Source organism: Streptomyces sp. NPDC050263, from assembly GCF_040655955.1.
GTDB lineage: Bacteria > Actinomycetota > Actinomycetes > Streptomycetales > Streptomycetaceae > Streptomyces.
In genome coordinates this window covers 43948-65706 of the sequence record NZ_JBFAKW010000049.1, presented here as the reverse complement: position 1 = coordinate 65706, position 21759 = coordinate 43948, and the positions used below count along the sequence as shown (strand labels likewise).

The window sequence follows — 21759 nt, the reverse complement described above, 5'->3', positions numbered from 1 at the left end:
CCTCGTAGCGGAGCTACTAGGGCTTTCGCCCGGTGCGGCGAGAGTGCGTGCCGGGCGTCGCGACGCCGCGGAGATCCATCAGAAGCCCCCTAGGCCTGCCGGCTGCGCGGGGGCGGCTCCTTCGCGAACCGCCCCCGTACGCTCGTCGAGCCTCAACTCGCCGTGCATACAGTCCCGTTGAGCGTGAAGGACCCGGGCGCGGCGCTGTTGCCCGTGTGGTTGGCCTGGTAGCCGATGGTGACGCTCGCGTTGGGGGCGATGACGCCGTTCCAGGTCGCGTTGGTCGCCGTCACCGCTGCGGACACCGGGGCGTAGGTGGCTCCCCAGCCGTTGGTGATGGTCTGCCCGGTGGGCAGGGTGAAGCCGAGCTGCCAGCCGTTGACCGGGGTGGCGCCGGTGTTGGTGAGGGTCACGGAGGCGGTCAGACCGGTGGTCCAGGCGTTGGTCGTCGCCGTCACCTTGCAGCCGCCGGGCTGGGGCTGCGGGGCGGGGCCCGCGCTGTCCAGGCCGAAGAACGTGAGCACGCGGGCCGCCAGGCCGGTCATGTCCACGTTGTGGCCGACGCCCTGCAGGCTGACGGCCTCCACGGGTGCCTGGTCACCCGTGCTGCCGTAGCGGGTGCGGGTCCAGTTCGAGACGGGCGAGTCGGTGGCGGACGGGGTCTGACTCACTCCCTGCACATTGGTCCACTGCTTGATCTCCTCCCCGAAGTTGGGGTAGCGCAGCACGTCGTCCTCGGTGCCGTGCCACAGCTGCATGCGCGGCCGGGGTCCGGTGTGGCCGGGGTAGGCGGCGCGGACGAGATCGCCCCATTCCTGCGGGGTGTGGATCACCGTGCCGCCGGAGCAGGCGCTGTTCCACTCGGAGCCGTCGGTGGTGGCGAAGCAGCCGAACGGGACGCCCGCGAACGCGGCGCCGGCGGCGAACACGTCGGGGTAGTCGCCGAGCAGGACGTTGGTCATCATCGCGCCGGACGAGTTGCCGGTGGCGTAGACGCGGCCGGTGTCGGCGGCGTAGTTGGCGGTCACCCAGTCGACCATGGACTTGATCCCGACCGGGTCGCTGCCGCCCCCTCGCTTCAGCGCCTGCGGCGAGGAGACGTCGAAGCACTTGCTGCTGCGGGTGACGGACGGGTAGATCACGATGTACCCGTACCGGTCGGCCAGCGTGTCGTACTCGGTGCCGTTGTACATGTCGGGGCCCGAGCCGGTGCACCAGTGCGCGGCCACCAGAACCGCCGGGTGGGCCGTCACGTTGGACGGCACATACACGTACATGCGCAGGTTGCTGGGGTTGGCGCCGAAGCCGGTGACCTCGGTGAGGGTGGCGGCGGGCACGGCCGCGGTGGCCGCCGTCCGCGCGGACGCGGCCGGCGCGGCGGACGCGGCAGGCGCGGCAGGTGCCGCGAGCAGGCCGGCGGCGAGGAGCAGAAGCAGTGCGCCCATTGAGGAACGCAGCGTTCGCCCGGGTGAGCGGATCACGTGATTGCCCCATTCTGGTAGCGGCTCGGGGTACGTCGAAGCGTGGTGCGGAGCGGGAACGGGCGCGCCTGGGCAGGCGGCGTTCGTCCGGGCCGGCAGGCCCAGCCCCAAGGGGAGTCGGGTGCAGTCGGTCGGCGAGGCCGGTGTGTCCCGGGCTCGCCCCGGCGGCGAACGTACGCGTGCGTGGAGTCGGCCTCGACTCGCCCCTCTCGTCCGTGCGTGTCGGTCCGGGTCCGTACCTGACGTGTCAGTACATGTCAGTAGGTGTCAGCGCGCATGAAGGGAAGCGTCCGCATCGCATGGTGGCATGCGCATGCCCGTCATGGAAGCGCTCCCACGCCAACTCTCCGGAAGCCCTTGCGGGCGGGTCGACGCCGACCGGGCGGCCGAATGCGTTCTGCGCGAGGCGTTGACTAGAAAGCGCTTACCCCCTACGTTCCGTTCAGCAGTGTGACCGAGCCGCTCATCTGATCCCCCACAAAGGGCCGCACCGCCCGTGCAGAGCGTTCAACATGGCGAACATCGTTCATGTCCATAACCCGCGCATGAAACACCTGAATCACGTGATTCACCCCCCTCCCCCGAAGGGACGCACCCGCATGCGTACAGGCCCCCCACACCTCCACGCACGAAGGTCCGCTCCGGTGGCGGCGGCCGCCGCCCTCGCCACGGCGGCGGTCCTCGCCCTCCCCCAGTCGGCGGGCGCCGCCGACAGCGCGCCGATCGGCTTCGGCGCCGGCACGACCGGCGGCGGCAGCGCGACCGCGGTCACCGTCTCCACCCTGGACGCCTTCAAGACGGCGGTGACCGGCAGCGCGGCGAAGGTCGTCAAGGTCAACGGTCTGATCTCGCTGAGCGGTCAGGTCGACATCGGATCCAACACCACGGTCCTGGGCGTCGGTTCGGCGTCCGGGTTCACGGGCGGGGGGCTGCGCCTGAAGAAGGCGACGAACGTCGTCATCCGCAACCTGAACATCAGCAAGCCGCTCAAGCCCGCCGACGGCATCGAGGTCCAGGCCTCGACCAAGGTGTGGATCGACCACAACTCCTTCTCGGCCGACCGCGATCACGACAAGGACTACTACGACGGCCTGCTGGACATCAACCACGCCTCCGACCACGTGACGGTGTCGTGGAACACCTTCAAGGACCACTACAAGGGCTCACTCGTCGGCCACAGCGACAACAACTCGAGTGAGGACACGGGCCACTTGAGGGTCACGTACCACCACAACCTCTTCAGCAACGTCTACTCGCGCATCCCCAGCCTGCGCTTCGGCACCGGCCACTTCTACGACAACTACGTCGTCGGGGCCGAGACGGCCGTCCACTCGCGCATGGGCGCGCAGATGCTCGTGGAGAACAACGTCTTCCGCTCGACGCCGGTCGCCGTCACCACGAACCGCGACAGCGACGTGGACGGCTACGCCAACCTGACCGGCAACGACCTCGGCGGCGCCACGACCGAGGTGTCGCAGGTCGGGACGTTCACCAAGCCGCCGTACAGCTACACCGCCGAGCCCGCCTCGTCCGTCGTCGCCTCGGTGACGTCCGGCGCGGGCGTCGGAAAGCTCTGACCGTACACCGCCACCCCATCCCCCACCTGGAAGAAGGCATCGGGACATGACTTCACCAGCAAGCCCGAGCTCACCGAGGCGCCTGCGCGCCCTCACCGGCGGGCTGTCCGCCGTCGGCCTCACTATTGGCATGATCATGACCAGTGGCGCGCTCACCCCGGCGAGCGCCGCCACCTGGCCCACCGCCAACGGCAGCCAGGCCGTCACCGCCACCATCCCCGTCTCCGGCACCAAGGACTACGGGATGAAGCGCCTCTACGGCAGCGGCGATCTCGGCAGCGGCGGCCAGAACGAGGACCAGGACCCGATCCTGGAGCTCGCGGCCGGCGCCGTCCTCAAGAACGTCATCATCGGCGCGCCCGCCGCCGACGGCATCCACTGCAAGGGCGCCTGCACGCTGCAGAACGTCTGGTGGGAGGACGTCGGCGAGGACGCGGCGACCTTCCGCGGCTCCTCGTCGTCCAACGTGTACACCGTCTCGGGCGGCGGCGCGCGCTCGGCCAGCGACAAGGTGTTCCAGTTCAACGGCGCCGGGACGCTGAACGTCTCCAACTTCGCGGTGCAGAACTTCGGCACCTTCGTCCGGTCCTGCGGCAACTGCGGGACGCAGTACAAGCGGACGATCAACCTCAACACCATCGAGGCGACCTACTCGGGGAACAAGCTCGTCGGCATCAACACCAACTACGGCGACAGCGCGAGCCTGAAGAAGATCACCATCGTCGGGGACCGCAGCAAGAAGATCATTCCCTGCCAGAAGTACATCGGCAACAACACGGGCGCCGAGCCGCCGACCAACGGCACCAGTGCGGACGGCACTTACTGCAAGTACGCGTCGTCCGACATCACGTACAAGTAAGGCCCCCACAGTAAGAAGGCGGCCGTACGAAGCGTCCCCGCACGGCGCTTCGCACGGCCGCCGTGCCTTCGGACCCGCCGCGGCTATCGGCGCCCCGGCCCCAACGCCGTTTCGGTGAGCTCCCGTTGACAGCGGTCGTACGTGCTGCGCAGCACCGGTCCCGGCCAGTCGGCGGGGAGGAGCGCGGTCGGCAGCACCGGGTCGGCGAGCAGATGCCGTACGACCGCGGCGAGGACGGTCATGCGGTCGGCGGGCCGCTCCGTCCGGTCGACCTGGGCGCGCAGGGCCCGGGCCGTCGCCGCCCACGCGTCGAGCGGCCACAGGCTCGCGGCCAGGTCCCGGGCGGGCGCCGCGGGGCGGGCGGTGAACCGCTGCAGGACGTCGCCCAGGTCGGAGGGCCAGGGCCGGCCCAGATTGGCGGGCCGCAGCCAGACGCCCTCCCGGAGCTCGGCGAGCCGCAGAGCGCTCAACCGGGTGCGCAGCTCGGCACGTTCGGCGGGGCCGCGGCCCGTCGAGGTGATCACGGCCGTCTCCCAGTCGCCGTCCCACGCGCGCGTGTCCGGGTGCAGGGAGTCGTCCTGTCGCCGCTGGCGCTCCCGCAGCCGGTCGCTGAGCCGGTAGACACCGTCCGTCCGGCGCAGGTCGCCCGCCGCGACCATCCGGCTGAGCGCGGCGCGCACCGTCGATCCCCCGACGTCGAAGAGCTCCAGCCCGCGCACCAGGTCCTTCGCCGCGAGCTCGGGCGGGTGTGTGCCCAGCAGCAGGCTCAGGACCACCGACCGCGCCGACAGCGGGGGCAGGTCGACCCCGCCGGGCTCCGCCGAGACGTTCATCCGCATAGGGACGTACCTTACGTGCGCCATCCGATGTTGCACTATTGCTACAGCCGCAGCGAGGGTGCAACATGACAGGCATGGTCCACACACTCGCGCAGTCGCAGACAGAGCCGTCGCAGACGCACCCGTCGCAGGCACAGTCGTCGGAGACGCCGGCTTCACAGACACAGCCGTCGTACGTCACTCACGACGTCGTCAATCAGCCGCCGCCGCTCGCGCCGTACGACGCCTCCGAGGACGCCGCCCTGCTGGAGGGGCTGCGCCGGGAGGGCGCAGGGTGGGCGGAGCCGGACGTCCGCCGGATCGGGCTGCTGGCCGGCGGTGTCGAGGCGCAGGAGTGGGGCGAGCTGGCCAACCGGCACGAGCCGGTGCTGCGCACGCACGACCGCTACGGGCACCGGGTCGACGAGGTCGACTTCCACCCGAGCTGGCACGAGCTGATGCGGGTCGCGGTCGCCGAGGGCCAGGCCGGGGCGCCCTGGGCGGACGACCGGCCCGGCGCGCATGTGGCGCGCACGGCGGGCGGTCTCGCGTGGGGGCACACGGAGGCCGGGCACGGCTGTCCCACGTCGATGACGTACGCGGCGGTCCCCGCCCTGCGCCGCCAGCCGGAGCTGGCCGCCGTCTACGAGCCGCTGCTGACGAGCCGGGTGTACGAACCCGGGCTGCGGACGCCGACGGGGAAGCGCGGTCTGCTCGCCGGCATGGGCATGACCGAGAAGCAGGGCGGCTCCGACGTCCGGACGAACACGACGGCGGCCGCGCCCACCGCGGAACCCGGTGTGTACACCCTGCGCGGGCACAAGTGGTTCACCTCCGCGCCTATGTGCGACGTCTTCCTGGTCCTGGCACAGGCTCCCGGGGGGCTGTCCTGCTTTCTCGTGCCGCGCGTGCTGCCCGACGGCACCCGCAACACCTTCCGCATCCAGCGGCTCAAGGACAAGCTTGGCAACCGGTCCAACGCGTCCTCCGAACCCGAGTTCGACGGGACCGTGGCCTGGCTGGTCGGGCCCGAAGGGCAGGGTGTGAAGACCATCATCGAGATGGTCAACTGCACCCGTCTGGACTGCGTGATGATGTCGGCGACGCTGATGCGCAAGACGCTCGTCGAGGCGGGTCATCACGTACGGCACCGCAGCGCGTTCGGCGCGCGGCTGCTGGACCAGCCGCTGATGCGCAACGTCCTGGCCGACCTGGCGCTGGAGTCGGAGGCCGCCACCACGCTCACGCTGCGGCTGGCCGGGGCGGCCGACCGGGCGGTGCGCGGGGACGCCGGCGAGCAGGCCTTCCGGCGGATCGCGACCGCCGTCGGCAAGTACTGGGTGACGAAGCGGGGTCCGGCGTTCACCGCGGAGGCCCTGGAGTGCCTGGGCGGCAACGGCTATGCGGAGGACTCCGGGATGCCCCGGCACTATCGCGAGGCGCCGCTGCTGTCGATCTGGGAGGGCTCGGGCAACGTCAACGCCCTCGACGTCCTGCGGGCGTTGACCCGCGAGCCGGCCACCGCGGACGCCCTCTTCGGCGAACTCGCCCTGGCCCAGGGGGCGGACGCCCGCCTGGACGCGGCCGTCGTGCGGCTCAAAGCACTGCTCGGCGAGGCGACACCGGCCGGCGCCCGTCGTCTGGTGGAGCAGATGGCCCTGGCCCTCCAGGCCTCTCTGCTGGTCCGGCACGCCCCGCCGGCCGTCGCCGACGCCTTCTGCGCGACCCGGCTGGCCGGCGACTGGGGCCACGCCTTCGGCACGCTCCCGGACGGCGCCGATCCGGACGGCGTCCTGGAGCGGAGCCTTCCCGCCGCGGACTGACCGTGCGTGCCAGGCCGGCGGGCTCGCCTCCGGACCCGGTACGGCAACGGCTCACGCCGCAGCGGGACGACCCGCTCGTCACCGCCCTCGTCGAGGGCCTCGGTCGCTTCGCGCGACGGCGTCCCGCGAGGACGTCCCGCGCAAGGCGTCGAGGCCTCGCCATGGAACGACCGGCCGCGCGGCGCGGCCCCGGTACGGTCCGGGACCGCGCCTCCCGACCGTCCTGGTGCCGACGCTCCCGCGCCTGCTCGGGGAGAGCACTCGGTGCACCTCTGCTGCCACCCGGGCCCCGGCGAGCGGGACCGCAGGGCGACGACGGCGGCGCGATCAGCCCGTCGAGCGGCCCCACAGGGTGGCGAAGCGGGCCCAGTCGGTGTCCCACTGGTCGACGCGTCGGCGTTCCAGGCGGCCCCGCAGGACGCGGCCGCCCGCGAGCGGCAGAGTGGCCGCGCCGACGCCTGCCAGGCCGCCGACCAGGGAGGCGCGCAGTCTGGCCTGGGCCGCGGTGGCCGGCTGGGTCACCAGGCGGCCCTGCCGGTCCGTCCAGACCGTGACCGGGGTGCCGACGGCGCTGCCGGGGCCGACCCGGACCTGGCCGGTGTGCCCGGAGCCGTCCGGCCCGGTCCAGCCGACCTTCGCCCACACCTGGTCACCGCTGGAGGAAGCGCTCGCCGAGGCCTTGCCCGGGGCCTGCTCGGTCAGTCGCCCCACCAGGGGCCGCCACTCGACGCGTTCTCGCGCCAGACCGTTCTCGACGGACCCTGCGGTCGCCAGCCCCGCCAGTACCCCGGCGAGGACGGTCAGCGCCCACACGCCGAGCACGACCCAGGACTCCACCGTGTCGGCGCGACGCTTGAGCGGGTTGCGCCGCCAGCGCCACAGCCACACCTTCGGACCACGGAACGCCATCGAAGGCTTCCTCCTCATGAACACATGAACATCCCGGCTGCCCTCCCATACGCGGCCGGCGGGCCCGATGCTCAGCGACCCCCTCGTCCCGACGGTCCCACGCGCCCCCGCGGCCGCGCAGTCGTCCCGGCGAAAGTGGCCGATCTCCAACGGTCAGGGCCCACCCTGACGGCTGTGACCTGCGGCGACGGTGTTTCCAGAGGTGACTGTCAGTGGCGGGGTGCAGACTGGCCGGTGTCTGAGACAAAGATGTCGAAGACGCGGCGGAGGTGATCGGCATGACCGAGGTACTGCTCGCGGTGGGCACGCGCAAGGGCTTGTTCATCGGGCGTCGGCGCGGTGGCGCCTGGGAGTTCGACGAAAGCCCCTATTTCAACGCACAGGCGATCTACTCGGTCGCCATCGACACCCGCGGCGACCGCCCGCGGCTGCTGGCCGGCGGCGACAGCGCGCACTGGGGCCCGTCGGTGTTCCACTCCGACGACCTCGGCCGGACCTGGACCGAACCGGCCAGACAGGCCGTCAGGTTCCCGCAGGACACGGAGGCCTCGCTGGAGCGGGTCTGGCAGCTGCACCCCTCCGCCGCCGAGCCGGACGTGGTGTACGCGGGCACGGAACCGGCCGCGCTGTACCGCTCGGAGGACCGCGGCGAGAGCTTCGAGCTGGTCCGCCCGCTGTGGGAGCACCCCACCCGCTCCCAGTGGGTGCCGGGCGGCGGCGGGGAGGGCCTGCACACGGTCCTCACCGACGCGCGCGACCCGAAGTCCGTGACCGTGGCGGTGTCGACCGCGGGCGTCTTCCGCACGACCGACGGGGGCGCGAGCTGGGCGCCGTCCAACTCCGGCGTCTCGGCGGTGTTCCTGCCGGATCCGAACCCGGAGTTCGGCCAGTGCGTGCACAAGGTCGCGAGGGACGCGGCGGACCCCGACCGCCTCTACCTCCAGAACCACTGGGGCGTCTACCGGAGCGACGACGCGGGCGGGCGGTGGACCGACATCGGCGCGGGCCTGCCCTCCACGTTCGGCTTCGCCGTCGCCACACACCCGAGCCGCGGTGACACGGCATACGTGTTCCCGATCAACGCCGACGCGGACCGGGTCCCCGCCGACCGCCGATGCCGGGTGTTCCGCACCGCGGACGCGGGCAGCAGCTGGGAGCCGCTCACCGCCGGACTGCCGCAGGAGGACCACTACGGCACGGTCCTGCGGGACGCGCTCCGCACGGACGACGCGGATCCGGCCGGCGTGTACTTCGGCAACCGCAACGGCGAGGTGTTCGCCTCGGCCGACGACGGCGACAGCTGGCGGCAGCTGGCCTCCCATCTGCCGGACGTGCTGTGCGTACGAGCCGCGGTGATCGGATGACCCGAACGGGATCAACGGGATCAACCGGCCTGGACACGGGCCGTCGAACCCGAGGGCGACATCTGCCAAGGCACGTGGGTCGCGCGTAAGGGATCGGGAACCGCGCGCGCCACGCGTGGTACCGGCGATATCCGCGGACGAATCGACCGGGGGGCTTCTTTCGTCCCGGCGGCTCGGAGGCAGCCGGGCCGTGGCCTACGGGAGTTGCCAGTCCACCGGCTGCGCACCCTGGCGCAGCAGCAGGTCGTTGGCCCTGCTGAACGGCCGCGAGCCGAAGAAACCGCGGTCCGCCGACATGGGAGAGGGGTGCGCCGACTCGATCGCCGGCAGATCCCCCAGCAGCGGCCGCAGATTGCGCGCGTCACGCCCCCACAGGATGGACACCAGAGGCTTGCCGCGCGCCGCCAGCGCGCGGATCGCCTGCTCCGTGACCTCCTCCCAGCCCTGGCCCCGGTGTGCGGCGGGCTTGCGAGGGGCGGTGGTGAGCGCCCTGTTGAGCAGAAGCACCCCCTGCTGCGTCCACGGAGTCAGATCGCCGTTCGACGGCCTGGGCAACCCGAGGTCGGAGTGCATCTCCCGGAAGATGTTCTCCAGACTGCCCGGCAGCGAACGCACCTCCGGCGAGACCGCGAAGCTCAGCCCGATCGCCATACCCGGCGTGGGGTAGGGATCCTGGCCGACAATCAGCACGCGGACGTCGTCGAAGGGCTGCTGGAAAGCCCTCAGAACATTCGCCCCGGCCGGCAGATAGGTCCGGCCCGCCGCTATCTCGGCCCGGAGGAAGTCCCCCATCGCCGCGATCCGTTCGGCCGCAGGCTCAAGAGCCTTCGCCCAGCCTGCTTCAACAAGTTCATGCAAGGGTCGTGGTGCCACAGCGCGTCACTCTACTGGCACACACAGACGCCCTGCACGCGCAGGGAATCCTCCGCACAGGGGCCGCCCCTCAGGCGCTACTCTTCCTCCTCGTCGAGGTCGGCGAGCCGGTCCAGCAGATCGCGCAGCCGGTCACCGGAAAGGAGAGGCGCTTGTCGCGCCCAGTGGTCGAGCCGCTCCGCCACGGCCGTCATGTGCCGGACCGGCCTCTGCCGTGACCCCCGGCTCCCGCGCCCGGTCCGGCCCCGCCTCGGACTCCGGCCCCGCCTCGGACTCCGGCCCCGCCTCAGGCCCCGACTCCGGCATCCTCGCCGTGGATTCGGGCGGGTCCGGGCTGCGGGTCGCCCTGGGAAGCGTCAGGCGGGGCGCACTCGCCCGGCGTGCGTCCCAGGCACCTGTGGGCACCGGCTCGCGGGGCATCGACCCCGACCAGCTGATGGCGCAACTGGTGCCCCTGGTAAGGACGTTGGCGGCGGAGACCGGTTCGCCGCCGCCGAGCACGGCCGTCGTGGGCGCGGCGGGGCTCGGCACCCTGGGCGAGGCGCTGCGCGCGGAGCTTCCGGGTGCGCTGGCGCGGGAGTTCGGGGTCCGGACGACCGCGCTCGTGGCCGACGCCGTCACCGCCTACGTCGGCGCGCTCGGGTCGCGGCCGGGCGCCGTGGTGGCGGCGGGCACCGGCCTGATCGCGATCGGCACCGACCTGACGGCATGGCAGCGGGCGGACGGCTGGGGCCATCTGCTGGGCGACTGCGGGGGCGGCGCGTGGATCGGGCGGGCCGGGCTGGAAGCCGCGCTGCGCGCCCACGACGGGCGTCCCGGCGGGTCGGCCGCTCTTCTGACCTGCGCCGAGCAGCGGTTCGGGCCGATGGCCGGGCTGCCCGGTCAGCTCTACCCCCGCCCGGACCGCGCGGCCGTCCTCGCCTCCTTCGCGCCGCAGGTGGCCGCGTGCGCTCAGGACGACCCGGTCGCCGCCGGCGTCCTGCGCGCGGCGGCGCGGCACCTGGCGGAGTCGGCCGCGGCGGTGTGCCCGCCGGGCGGGGAGTCCCGGATCGCCCTGACCGGGGGCCTGTTCACCATCGGCGACCCTCTCCTCGTCCCCGTGGAGGAGGAACTCGCGAGACGGTTGCCGCACGCGATGCGGGTGCCGCCCGAGGGCGATCCGCTGGACGGCGCCGTGCGCATCGCCACCGCGCTGGCGACCGACACGTTCACGCTGCCGGGCGAGAAGACGCTGCTGACGGTGGTGCGGCAGACGTAACACATCGTGATGCATCCTGCGTAGGGGCCGTACGCCATGGCCCAAATGGGGGATTACCTCGGATTACCTCCTTCGAGGGCAAGTCGCCCGGAAAACACTCTGATCACTTCTGATCCGCACGTAACTCATCAGACAAAACCGGACGGATACCGCTCACGTGCACCCTCCCCGAACAGGGGAGCCCAAGAAGCCAGTAACATGCCTCGCCATGAGCTCCCCCACTGGGCCCGCGTCCGGCCTGCCAGTACGAATGCCGCGGCCTCGCCAGCCCGGGCGGCACCGCCGACCCGAGCCTTTGGCGGCTCCCGAGGGCGCGCCCGCGCTCGTGCTCGCGGTGCCGGGCACGCCCAGCACCGCCACACGCGGCCTCGCCGAGGAGATCGTGAGCATCGCCCGCTCCGAGCTCCCCGGCCTCGACGCGCGCATCGGTTACCTCGACGGGGACGACACCGAGTTCCCCACCCTCCAGGCCGTGCTCACGTACGCCGCCGAAGAGCGCACCGCCCGCTTCGAACAGGCCCGTGCCGCCGGTCTGGACGTCAAGGAGCCCGACGGCCCCGTAGCCGTCGTCGTGCCGCTGCTGGCCGGCCCCGACGGTGCGCTGCTGCGCCAGGTCCGCCAGGCCGTCATGGAGAGCCGGATCGCGGCCGAGCTGACCGATGTGCTCGGCCCCCACCCGCTGCTCGCCGAGGCGTTGCACGTGCGGCTGTCCGAGGCCGGTCTGGCCCGCGCGGACCGCGCCCGGCTGTTCACCGTGGCGACGGCGGCGGACGGCATCGTCCTGGCCTCCGTCGGCGGCGAGGAGGCCGTGCAGGCCGCCGGGATCACCGGCATGCTGCTCGCCGCGCGGCTCGCCGTGCCGGTGATGGCCGCGGCCCTCGACCAGGAGGGCTCCATCGCCTCCGTCGCCGAGCAACTGCGCTCGTCCGGTTCGCAGCAGCTGGCGCTGGCGCCGTATCTGATCGGCCCGGAGATCGACGCCACGCTGGTCCACGAGGCGGCCAAGGAGGCCGGCTGTGCCGCCGCCGAGGCGCTCGGCCCGTACCCGGCCATCGGCAAGCTCGCGCTGGCCAAGTACACGACCGCCCTCGGCATCGCCCCGCCGCAGCCGCAGGGCGCGCCGGTCCGCTGAGGCGTTCGCGGGAACGCAGGTCAACGCGAGGGGCCCGCTCCGTTCGGAGCGGGCCCCTCGCGTGCTGCCACGGGGTGCGGCCGCCAGGTCGCGGGCGGTCTCAGCCGAGGACCACGCAGGACGCCGCCGGGACCGGGACGGAACCGCCGCGACGGGGCAGTCCGGTCGCCCGGTCCACGGTGAACCAGGTGACGTCGCCGGAGCGCTCGTTCGCGACGTAGAGGAAGTCGCCGGAACCGGAGACGGCGAGGGCGCGCGGCCAGTGCCCGGCGCAGGGCACGGTGCCGACCAGCCGCAGCGTCTCCCCGTCGTCCTCGACGGCGAACACGGAGAGCACGTCCTCGCCGCGGGTGGCCGTCCAGGCGAACCGGCCGTCGGGCGAGACGACGAGGCCCGAGGGGTAGGCGTCCCCGGCCGGCGCGCCGGGCAGTACGGCGGTCTCGGCCAGCGGCTTCAGCGAGCCGTCCGAGGGCTCCCATCGGCAGACGGTGACCGTCGGGGTGAGTTCGTTGACGACGTAGGCGTACCGGCCGCCCGGGTGGAAGGCCAGGTGGCGCGGCCCGGAGCCGGGGCGCAGCGCGTGCTCCCGGTGCAGCACGGGGCTGCCGTCGCGCAGGGCGCACACCCGCACGGAGTCCGTCCCGAGGTCCACGCTGACCGCCCAGCGACCGCTCGGGTCAGGCTGCACCTGGTGGGCGTGCGGGGCCTGCTGGCGCCGGGTGTGCGGGCCCGAGCCGGTGTGCCGCAGGACGCCGGAGGCGACGCGGGCGAGGGTGCCGTCGGCGTGGACCGGGACGGCGGTGACGCTGCCGGAGCCGTAGTTGGCGGTGAGGACGTGCCCGTCGAACACGCTGAGGTGGGTGGGGCCGCTGCCGTCCACCGGCACGGGCGGTCCGGCCTGTTCCGGCGCATCGCCCGTGATCCGGTACGCGACCACCGCGCCGTCCGCCGTCTCGCTGACCGCGTACAGCGTGTCCCCGGTGGCCGACAGGGCCAGGTAGGAGGGGTCCGGTACGCCGTTCACACTGCTCAAGGGGGTCAGTGCGCCATTGGCCGGGTCCACGGCGGCGGCCACGATCCCGGGCCCTCCAGCCGCCGTGAACGAGCCGATGAACGCCCGCCGTCCCCTTCCGCCGAGGTCTGCCACCGCTGTCCCCTCCCGGGTCGTCGCTGTCGCCACTGTCGCTGCTGACGCTGTTGCTCGGGGTGACGGTAGCAGTCGATCACGTGCGGTCTAGACCAGGCACGCGATCTCCCCCGCCGGACCGGCGACGCCCGGGCGACGGTCGGACGCGGACGGGCGAATCTCAGGCGCCCGTCGGGACTCGGCGGCCGGAGCCGCGAAGGGGTACGGCCAGTTCGAGGAGGGCCTGTTCCAGGGCGTGCAGATGAGACAGGGCGTGCCCATGGGGCAGCCCGTGCGCAGGAGGGGGCAGGAGCTGCTCGGCCGACGCGCTGTGCGGCGGATCGGGAGTCGTGTGCGCCGGACCGGGCCGTGCCTCGGCCGGCAGGGCGGTGAGCGCCTCGACCGCGGCCTCGACCCGCCAGCAGGCGGCGACGAGGCGGGCATCGTGCGAGGCCTCGGGGTCCGCGGCGACCGAGGCCAGTGCGCGCACCTCACGGGCGCAGTCGTCGAGCAGCGCGAGCACCTGCCGGGCCCGCGCGCCGCGCGCCCGCAGGGGGCTCAGCGGATGCACCAGCGGCGCCAGCGACAGCCGGACCCGGGCGAGGATCTGCTCCAGCTCGACCACGCGGCGGGCCGGGCCCGCCGTCGGAGAGCCGGCGAGCCGGGCGGCCGCCTCGGCCGTGCAGGCGTGCACACAGCGCAGCGCCCGCTCCACCCAGGCGTCCGTGACGGAGTGCGTGGTCACCGGGAGCACCAGCAGCACCGCCGGCACCGCTCCCAGCGCCCCGACGGCCGTCTCGGTCACCCGCAGGACGAGCAGGGCCGGGTCGAGCAGGCCGAGCACTCCGTACAGGGCGCTGGCCATGACCGTGACGGCGAGCATCATCCACGTGTAGGAGACGGCGGCGGAGTAGAAGATCCCGAAGACGCTGATCGCGACGATCACCGCGGTCGCCACCGGCTCCCCGTGCAGGGGGACGGCCACCAGCAGGCCCAGGACGATCCCGATCACGGTCCCGAGGAATCGCCGGAACCCTCGCACCAGCGTCTCGCCGCGCGAGGTGGTGTTCACGAACACCCACCAGGTGGCGCCCACCGCCCAGTACCACCGCTGGTCGGACAGCGCCTGCCCGGCGACGAGGGCGATCCCGGCCGCGACGGTCGCCTGCAGCGCCTGCCGCGTCGTGATCCGCGCCAGGCCCGTACCGCCGGTCGGCGGGGCGACGGCCATCGGCGCGGGCGAGCGGCGCTCGTAGCACCACAGGCCGAAGCGCACCGCCGACGCCGTCCCCAGCGACATCAGCACCGCCGCGTACAGCTCCGGCAGCTGGGCGGGGACGGTCCCCAGGAACTGGGCGGCGAAGAAGGTCATGAACGCGAACACGCCGAGCGAGTGCCCGCGCGGCCCCCAGCGCCGCGCGTACGCCCCGGCCCCGACGACGGCGAGGAAGGCCAGGTCACGGGCGACGGGCGTGTCGTGCAGGACGGCCGCGAGAGCGAGCACCGGCAGTCCGACGACGGGGAGCAGCGCGGTCGTGACGGCCTGCCCGCGCACCGTCGGGTCGGTGACCGTGAACAGGGCGAGCAGCGCCGCCAGACCACCGGTGACGGCGGACGGCAGCGAGTGCCCGGCCAGTCCGCACAGCGCGACGGCGAGCCCGATGCCGAGCACGGCCCGGGAGGCGAACCGCAGCCGCGCGCGCCCGGGGTCCGGTGCGACGAACGCCGTCTTCAGCATGCTGCCCCGCCCCTTCCCTCACCTGATCGCACCCTGCCATGACCCACGGCATGAGAAAGGCGCCGCGGAGTCCGCAGCGCCATCGATGCGGCCATCTCAGCATCAAGAAGGCTGGTGGTTCAACAGGCGTTGAGGACACTGGGCCAATGGCTCAGTCAGGGCGCGTATTTCCTCGCCGTCGGTCGGCCAACGGCCCATCCTGTTCAGTGCCCCAGTCCGGCGCCTCCGTCGACCGGGATGACGGCGCCGCGCACGTAACCGGCGCCGGCCAGGAAAGCGACCGCGTCGGCTACCTCGTCGGGGCGGCCGAGGCGGCCCGCCGGGGTCCGGCCGAGCAGGTCGCGGCGCTGCTCCTCGGTGAGCGCGCGGCTCATGTCCGTCTCGGTCAGTCCGGGGGCCACCACATTGCAGGTGATGTCCCGGGCTCCGAGTTCATGGGTCAGTGAGCGGGCGAACCCGACCAGCCCCGCCTTCGCCGCCGCGTAGTTGGTCTGCCCGGCGGCCCCGTGCAGTGCCGCGGTGGAGGAGATCAGCACGATCCGGCCGTGGCCCTGCCCGAGCATCCCGCGCACCGCGCGCCGGACCACCCGGAACGCTCCGGTGAGGTTGGTGTCGAGCACGGAGGTGAAGTCCTCCTCGCTCATCCGCACCAGCAGCCGGTCGCCGGTGACGCCCGCGTTGGCGACCAGGACCGTGACCGGGCCGTGGGCGGCCTCGGCCTCCTTGAAGGCCCGGTCCACCTGCGAGCCGTCCGTCACATCGCAGCGCACGGCGAGGAGACCGGTGTCCGGGGGCGGCTTCTCGCCGCGGTGGGTGACCGCGACCCGGTCTCCCGCCGCGGCGAAGCGGCGGGCTATGGCCAGCCCGATGCCCCGGTTCCCGCCGGTCACGAGGACCGACCGGGCCGCCGTGCGCTCGTCGGTCCCTGTCATCTCAGCTCCCTCCGCCTGCACCGTCCGCGGTCTTGCGTGGGCGCAGACCGACGGCGGCCACGACGCATCCGACGAAGGCCAGGACCGCGATCCAGAAGGTGGCCGCGTACATCGCGTCGAGGAAGGCGCGGTCGGCGGTGGCGGCCAGTTCCGGCAGCCGCAGGGAGCCGGCCAGCGAGCGTGCCGCCTCGGCCGAGGTCCGGGCCTGTTCCGCGGCGCCGGGCGACAGCCCCGGTGCGCCGGTGGGCAGCGGGGCGTCCGCCATGCGCTCCCGGTACACCCCGGAGAGGATCGAGCCGGCCATGGCCACCCCGAGCGTCCCGCCGACCTGCCGCGTGACGCTGTTGACGGCCGATCCGGCGCCCGCGAGCTGCGGCGGCACCGCGCTCATCATCACGGCCGTGACCGGTGTGCCGACCAGGCCCATGCCGAAGCCCTGCACCCACAGCAGCGCGACGACGACCGGGATCGGGGTCCGTCCGTCGAACCACAGATAGCCGACATACGTGACGGCAGTGAGGAGGACCCCGGCCGCGACCGTCCAGCGGGCCGACAGCAGCCTGCTCATCGCCGGGGAGGCCTGGCTGCCCAGGAGGATGCCGACCGCGGCGGAGATCATCACGGTTCCGGCGTCGGCCGGGGAGAGCCCGCGGGGCCCCTGGAGGTAGAAGGCCGCGTAGTACAGGTGCCCGGCCAGCGCCATGAACGCGATCAGCAGCACCACGCTCCCGGCCGTGAACCCGGGCTGCCGGAAGAGCCGCAGGTCCAGGCTGGGCGCCGGGGATCTGCGCTGGCCGGCGACGAAGGCCGTGAGCAGCGCACCGCCCAGGACCAGGGGCAGCAGGACGTGTGCCCCGTGCCAGCTCCGGCCGTCGCCGAGCTCGATGACGCCGTAGACGACACCGCCGAGGCCGAGGACCGACAGCGCGAGGCCGGGCAGATCGAGCACCCGGCGCACCGGGCCCTTGAGCGCGGGCACCACGGCCACCACCCCGGCCAGGCACAGGGCCACGATCGGCACGTTGACCAGGAAGACCGAACCCCACCAGAAGTGGCTGAGCAGCGCCCCGCCCGCGACCGGGCCGACGGCCACGCCCAGGGCGCTGGACGAGCTCCAGATCGCGATGGCCCGGGTGCGTTTCTCCGCCGGGGTGCTCTGCACGATGACCGACAGGGTCGCGGGCATCAGCAGTGCGCTGCCCGCGCCCATGAAGGCGCGCGCCACGGTCAGCCAGCCCGCGTTCCCGGCGAACGCGCCCGCCCCGGACGCGACGCCGAACAGGGCGAGGCCGGCGACGAGGGTGGCCCGCGGGCCGAAGCGGTCGGCGAGCGCGCCGCCCGCGAAGAGGGTGCCGGCGAACACCAGGGTGTAGGCGCTCGCGACCCACTCCAGCTCGGCGGGGGTCGCGCCGAGTCCCCCGTCGGGATCGGCCAGGGTGGTGACGGCCACGTTGAGGATCGAGGTGTCCAGCCAGATCAGCATCTGGGCGCAGACGACGACCAGGAGGACGGGCCAGGACCGAGGAGGCGCCGCCTGTTTCGTGGTCTCCTCGGTGCGGCTCACGGCGCTCATCGGGTGTCCCCGTCCGCGGTCGGGCGGGGGTCGTCGGCGTTCCCGTAGCTGCGCAGCGCCCGCTCGACGAGCGCGTCGGCCGCGCCGGTGTACCGGGCCGGGTCGAGGAGTTCGGCCAGCCGGTCCGGGGTGAGACGGGCCGACAGTTCGGGATGGGCGCAGAGCACCTCGGCGAGCGGGCGGCCGCCGCTCTCCGCCTCGGTCGTGGCGGCGGTCAGCACCCGCTTGGCCCGCGCTTTGCCGAGTGCGGGGGCCAGGGCCACCGTCAGCCGTTCGGCGACGATCGCGCCGCCGGTCAGTTCGAGGTTGGCGCGCATCCGTTCCGGATGCACGACCAGCCCTTCGGCGAGTTCGACGGCGGTGTGCGCGGCCCCGCCCGCCAGCCGCAGCGCCTCCCGCAGCGGCTGCCACTCGGCGTGCCAGGCACCGGCCGGGCGCTCGTCCTCGGCGAGCATGCACTGGGCCAGGACGAGCGCGTGGGCGGGTACCTGACGGGCGGCGGACACGATCAGCGTGGCGAGCGCCGGGTTGCGTTTCTGCGGCATCGCCGACGAGCCCCCGCGCCCGGCCGCCGCGGGCTCGGACAGTTCGCCGATCTCGGTGCGGGACAGCGTCTGCACATCGAGCGCGAACTTCCCGAGCGCCCCGGTGACCTGCTGGAGCACGGCGCCCAGGTCGGCGACCGGCGTGCGCGCGGTGTGCCACGGGAGCACCGGTTCGGCCAGCTCCAGCGCCTGGGCGAAGGGCCGCAGCAGCTCCATCGCGCTGTCGGCCTTGCCGCCGTCAAGGGCCGCGTACTCGCCGTACGCGGCGAGGGTGCCCGCCGCGCCGCCGAGCTGCGCCGGGAGGGCGGACGCGACGGCCCGTACGCGGGCCAGGGCGTCCCCGACCGACTGGAGCCAGCCGGCCGCCTTGAGGCCGAAGGTGGTGGGCACCGCGTGCTGGGTCAGGGTGCGGCCGGCCAGCACGGTGTGGCGGTGGGTGTCGGCCAGCGCGGCGAGGGCGGCACTGACGCGGTCCAGGTCGGCGGCGATCAGGCCGAGCGCCCGGCGGGCGATCAGCATGGCCGCCGAGTCGAGGATGTCCTGGCTGGTGGAGCCGCGGTGCACGTACTCGGCGGCGGCCGGGTCCCGGGCGGCGACCGCCTCGGTGAAGGCGGCGACGAGTGCGACCACGGGGTTGGCCGTGGCCCGCGCCTCCCGGGCGAGGGCGACCGGGTCCAGCCGGTCCTCGCGGGCCGCGGAGCGAATCGTCTCCACGACGGCGGCCGGGGTGAGCCCGACGGCGAACTGGGCTCGGGCCAGGGCCACTTCGACGTCCAGCATGGCCTGCAGCCAGGCCTCGTCGGTCACCTCGGCCGCGACCGGCGTGTCCGCCCAGGTGGGGGCGAGCAGGCCCGCGTCGGTACCCGCGGACAGCGCGTTCACGCTCATCGACTCCCTGCATCTCATGTCTGATGTTTCGTCACAAACCTGCGGTGGGCCTGCGCTCACGCCTGCGCTCACGCCGGTGTGAGCAGCAGCGCGGCCCGTGCGATCGCGTCCGAGTCCTCCAACGTCACCGAGCCGACGCCGGGTCGGACGCCGACCGCCGTCACCCACCGCACGCCTTCCGTCGGCACGCCGAACGCGAACCGGCGCGGGTGGGCCCGGCCCGTCGCGTCCACCAGCCGAGCCGCGCGGCCGGTCACGGCCAGCCCGCCCGTCTCGTGGTCCCCCAGCCGGTACGGGACGCAGGCGCCGGCCGCCAGCAGCCCGGTGAGCAGGGGGTCGGCGCTGCGCCGTACGTCGACGGCGGGCAGCCGGGCCTCGATCAGCGTGCCGGCGAACACCGGTGGCTCGGCGACCAGTTCGGCGTCCACGAGGAAGCCTCCCTCGCGCGCCGAGGGCCGTACCCGCATCCCCGGACCGAGGAGGTGGAGCGTCCCGGCCTCGATCAGCGCGATCAGCTGCTCGATGCGGAAGGCGGGCGGGCCGATCGAGGTGAAGGCGTTCAACGGCGTGTACCAGCCGTCCAGTTCGTCCCGGTAGGAGTCGCCGGGGACCCCGCCGTGGTCGACGACGAGCCTGATCTCGTTGCGCAGGTCCCGCAGGGCGTCCAGGGCGGCCTTCAGCGGCCCGCTCACATTGCCCAGCCGGGCCTCGACGAGATCCCGCCGCAGATACCCCAGCAGCCACTGCCGGAACGCCTCCCGGTCGGCGAAGGTACGCCCGCCGTAGGGGCGTTCGACGCGCCGCCAGTCCCAGCGCTCGCCGGCCGGCACCGCGTACCGGTCCAGCAGCAGCTCCTCCGGGCACCGGCCGGCGAGGGTGGAGCGGACGAACTCCTCGGCGGCCCGAGTCCCGTGGGCGGCGCGGATCCACGCCTCGTAGTAGACGGTGCGCACCTCACGGTCGATCAGCGGCCAGAGCGCGTCGCGGAAGGCGACGGGACGTCCGTCGTCCGCCCGTCGCCGCAGCCCGGCGATGACTTCGGGGGTGAGGAAGCGGGGGTGGTGGCGGCCGAGCGCGCCCTTCTCGTTCTCGCCCCGGGCGTGGTACGGCACCCCGCGCCGTGAACCTGCGTACAGCACCGGCTCGTTGCCGCTCGGCAGGTAGACGAGGCCGGTCTCGCTCTCCTTGAAGGCGCCGCCACGGCCCTCGGTGAGCAGCGCCAGGTGGTCGAAGAAGTTGAGTCCGAGGCCGCGCAGGGCGACGGGCGTGCCCGAGGCGATCCCGCTCAGCTGTGCGTCGGCGGGGTTGGCGGGGCCCACGTAGGTCACGCCGTGCCGGTCGGCGAAGTCGGCCAGCGCGCGTTCTTCCTGGTCGGGGGTCAGCTCTCCGTGGCCGAGGGCCAGCACCACGGCGTCCGCCCCGGTCAGCCGACGGCCGTCCGCCAGCGTGACCGTCTGCCGTCCGTCGGGGGTGTCGTCCAGCGCGACCGCCGTCGAGCGGTGCGGGTGGACCGTCACCCCCTCGGGTGCGGTGCGTGACAAGTGCTGGAAGACCCACTCCAGGTAGTGGCCGTGGAAGGCCCGGGTGGGGTAGGTGTCCGGGCCGAGCCGACGCGCTTCGGCCAGGACCCGGTCCGGATGGCCGCCTGTGCCCTGCCCGATCGTGCGCGCCCATTCGTACAGGCTGGGGCCCGGCACGGACGGCCCGGCGCAGTCCACGCTGTCGTCGGTGAACAGGGTCACCTGGGAAGCCACCGTGTTCATCAGCAGCTCGCCCGGCTGGTCGGTGCGCCACACCGCGCCCGGGCCGGGCGGGTACGGGTCGACGAGGTGGACGGTGACCGGCCGACCCGTCCCTTCCGCGTTGGCGCAGATCCGCTCCAGGACCGACAACCCGCGCGGACCGGCCCCGATCACGCACACGGACAGGGCGCCGAGGGGGTCGGTCATTCCTCGCCCAGCCCGTCGCGCCAGCTCGGCCGCAGCGGCTTCCAGCCCAGCGCCGACCGGGCCCGGTCGGCCGCCGCCCCGCGCGCCGCGGTCAGCTGATGGGCGAGGAACCAGCCCAGCAGCCGGGGCGCCATCGCCGCCGGGATCGTGCGCGGCGGCGGGGCGCCGAGCGCGCGGGCGTACTGCGGCAGCCACTGCGCGGCCGGGGCCGGCTCGTCGTCCGCGAGGTGGAGGACGCCGGTGGCCGCCGACTCCACGGCCGCGACGGCCGCCCCCACGGCGTCCTCGACGTGCAGGAACGAGGTGATCCCGGCCCCGCCCTCGGGCAGCGGGAGCTTCCCGGCCAGCACCCGCTGCCCGGTCCCGCCGTCGCGCGCGTACGCGGTGCCGGGGCCGTAGAGGGTGCCGTACCGCAGCACCAGCCCGCCAAGGTCCTCGCTGGTCGACACCAGCCGCTCCAGCTCCGCGACGGCCCGGACGGTGGCGGCCCAGCCCGGATCCGGGGCGTCCACGTACAGCGGCGCGTCCTCGTCCAGGGCCGGGGGCCCGGCGGGGGCGGCGGCGAAGGCGATGGACTGCGCGATCAGGCGCCGGGCGCCGGCCGCGCGGGCCGCCTCGACCAGATGCGCGGTGCCCTCGGTGCGCAGCCGCGCGGTCTGCGCGAAGGCCTGCGGAGGGTCGTCGCGCAGCAGCCGCAACGCCGACAGCTGGTGGACGACCACCTCGGGACGGGCGGCCGAGACCGCCGTCAGCACGGCTTCGCGGTCGAGGGCGTCGGCGACCACGACCCGGTCCGCGTCCGGTGCCCGCGACTCCTCCCGCACCAGCGCGCTGACCTCGTGGCCGCGGGCCCGCAGCGCGCCGACCAGCGGACGTCCGACCACTCCGGTGGCCCCTGCGACGAGTATCCGCAC

Annotated in this window: 17 protein-coding genes; 6 read left to right on the top strand and 11 right to left on the bottom strand. The window is 73.7% G+C overall.

Annotated features, from left to right (window positions below):
- Window positions 1-152 precede the first annotated feature (152 nt).
- Window positions 153-1445, bottom strand: a complete 1293-nt coding sequence (locus tag AB0J04_RS22545; RefSeq protein ID WP_363170329.1) for a PHB depolymerase family esterase — start codon at window positions 1443-1445, stop codon at window positions 153-155.
- Between the two features lie 635 nt (window positions 1446-2080).
- Here AB0J04_RS22545 and AB0J04_RS22540 point away from each other — a divergent pair.
- Together AB0J04_RS22540 and AB0J04_RS22535 are read left to right on the top strand one after the other, a co-directional pair.
- On the top strand, window positions 2081-3058 hold the full coding sequence (locus AB0J04_RS22540; RefSeq protein ID WP_363170328.1) for a polysaccharide lyase family 1 protein: 978 nt from the start codon (window positions 2081-2083) through the stop codon (window positions 3056-3058).
- A 46-nt stretch (window positions 3059-3104) separates the two neighbouring features.
- Complete coding sequence (locus AB0J04_RS22535) at window positions 3105-3917, top strand: pectate lyase (RefSeq protein WP_363170327.1); 813 nt, start codon at window positions 3105-3107, stop codon at window positions 3915-3917.
- Window positions 3918-4000: 83 nt separating this feature from the next.
- On the opposite strand, the gene AB0J04_RS22530 is transcribed toward AB0J04_RS22535, so the two are convergent.
- Window positions 4001-4756, bottom strand: a complete 756-nt coding sequence (locus AB0J04_RS22530) for a PaaX family transcriptional regulator C-terminal domain-containing protein (RefSeq protein WP_363170326.1) — start codon at window positions 4754-4756, stop codon at window positions 4001-4003.
- Window positions 4757-4830: 74 nt separating this feature from the next.
- Here AB0J04_RS22530 and AB0J04_RS22525 point away from each other — a divergent pair, with 74 nt between their 5' ends.
- Window positions 4831-6558 carry an acyl-CoA dehydrogenase family protein gene (locus AB0J04_RS22525; protein WP_363170325.1) on the top strand — a complete coding sequence of 576 codons (1728 nt, stop codon included), beginning with the start codon at window positions 4831-4833 and terminating at the stop codon, window positions 6556-6558.
- A 327-nt stretch (window positions 6559-6885) separates the two neighbouring features.
- Here AB0J04_RS22525 and AB0J04_RS22520 read toward each other — a convergent pair whose 3' ends face one another.
- Complete coding sequence (locus tag AB0J04_RS22520; RefSeq protein ID WP_363170324.1) at window positions 6886-7467, bottom strand: hypothetical protein; 582 nt, start codon at window positions 7465-7467, stop codon at window positions 6886-6888.
- Window positions 7468-7736: 269 nt separating this feature from the next.
- On the opposite strand from AB0J04_RS22520, the gene AB0J04_RS22515 reads away from it, so the two are divergent.
- The gene (locus AB0J04_RS22515) at window positions 7737-8831 is read left to right on the top strand and encodes an exo-alpha-sialidase (protein WP_363170323.1); all 1095 of its coding nucleotides are present in this window, start codon (window positions 7737-7739) and stop codon (window positions 8829-8831) included.
- A 195-nt stretch (window positions 8832-9026) separates the two neighbouring features.
- On the opposite strand, the gene AB0J04_RS22510 is transcribed toward AB0J04_RS22515, so the two are convergent.
- Window positions 9027-9704 carry a uracil-DNA glycosylase gene (locus tag AB0J04_RS22510; protein ID WP_363170322.1) on the bottom strand — a complete coding sequence of 226 codons (678 nt, stop codon included), beginning with the start codon at window positions 9702-9704 and terminating at the stop codon, window positions 9027-9029.
- Between the two features lie 304 nt (window positions 9705-10008).
- On the opposite strand from AB0J04_RS22510, the gene AB0J04_RS22505 reads away from it, so the two are divergent.
- Entirely contained in the window at window positions 10009-10962 is a 954-nt protein-coding gene (locus AB0J04_RS22505; protein ID WP_363170331.1) for a BadF/BadG/BcrA/BcrD ATPase family protein, read from the top strand.
- Between the two features lie 208 nt (window positions 10963-11170).
- Entirely contained in the window at window positions 11171-12094 is a 924-nt protein-coding gene (locus AB0J04_RS22500; protein WP_363170321.1) for a hypothetical protein, read from the top strand.
- 100 nt (window positions 12095-12194) lie between these two features.
- Here AB0J04_RS22500 and AB0J04_RS22495 read toward each other — a convergent pair whose 3' ends face one another.
- The 7 genes from AB0J04_RS22495 to AB0J04_RS22465 all read right to left on the bottom strand — a co-directional run bounded on the left by AB0J04_RS22495 (window position 12195) and on the right by AB0J04_RS22465 (window position 21759).
- Window positions 12195-13241 carry a lactonase family protein gene (locus AB0J04_RS22495; RefSeq protein WP_363170320.1) on the bottom strand — a complete coding sequence of 349 codons (1047 nt, stop codon included), beginning with the start codon at window positions 13239-13241 and terminating at the stop codon, window positions 12195-12197.
- Between the two features lie 160 nt (window positions 13242-13401).
- On the bottom strand, window positions 13402-14958 hold the full coding sequence (locus tag AB0J04_RS22490) for an FUSC family protein (protein ID WP_363170319.1): 1557 nt from the start codon (window positions 14956-14958) through the stop codon (window positions 13402-13404).
- Between the two features lie 203 nt (window positions 14959-15161).
- Complete coding sequence (fabG, locus tag AB0J04_RS22485) at window positions 15162-15890, bottom strand: 3-oxoacyl-ACP reductase FabG (protein ID WP_363170318.1); 729 nt, start codon at window positions 15888-15890, stop codon at window positions 15162-15164.
- A 1-nt stretch (window position 15891) separates the two neighbouring features.
- Window positions 15892-17463, bottom strand: coding sequence for an MFS transporter (locus AB0J04_RS22480; protein ID WP_363170317.1), 1572 nt, complete (start codon window positions 17461-17463; stop codon window positions 15892-15894).
- Window positions 17460-18896, bottom strand: a complete 1437-nt coding sequence (locus tag AB0J04_RS22475; protein WP_363170316.1) for an adenylosuccinate lyase family protein — start codon at window positions 18894-18896, stop codon at window positions 17460-17462. The genes AB0J04_RS22480 and AB0J04_RS22475 overlap by 4 nt, the downstream gene beginning before the upstream one ends.
- Before the next feature lie 68 nt (window positions 18897-18964).
- Complete coding sequence (locus AB0J04_RS22470; RefSeq protein WP_363170315.1) at window positions 18965-20845, bottom strand: FAD/NAD(P)-binding protein; 1881 nt, start codon at window positions 20843-20845, stop codon at window positions 18965-18967.
- A complete protein-coding gene (locus tag AB0J04_RS22465) occupies window positions 20842-21759 on the bottom strand; it encodes an NAD(P)-dependent oxidoreductase (RefSeq protein ID WP_363170314.1) in 918 nt (305 codons plus the stop codon). The genes AB0J04_RS22470 and AB0J04_RS22465 overlap by 4 nt, the downstream gene beginning before the upstream one ends.